Annotated in this window: 1 protein-coding gene; it reads right to left on the reverse strand. The window is 43.4% G+C overall.

The features are described 5' to 3' along the window. The coding region (locus AAEY75_RS15555) for an amidohydrolase family protein (protein ID WP_352260096.1) at positions 1–265 on the reverse strand (265 nt) is incomplete at both ends.

Consider the following 265-nt stretch of genomic DNA (forward strand, 5'->3'; position numbering starts at 1 on the left):
GTATAGCGCTCACGCAGTTTATCTTGGCGAGATTCAGTACTTACCTCAACCCCATTAATAAACATTTTATTTACGTGGCTGCTCAGCTCAAACGGATCATTACTCCACATTACAACATCAGCGGCTTTACCTACTTCTAGGCTACCGGCATTAATACCAAATACATCAGCCACATTTGAAGTCATCGCTTTTAATGCGCCTTGCTGGCTCATACCATAAGACACTGCATTACCGGCATCATAGCGGAGCTGGTAAACATTATGAC

Source organism: Psychrobacter sp. TB55-MNA-CIBAN-0194, assembly GCF_040309505.1.
Classification (GTDB): domain Bacteria; phylum Pseudomonadota; class Gammaproteobacteria; order Pseudomonadales; family Moraxellaceae; genus Psychrobacter; species Psychrobacter fozii.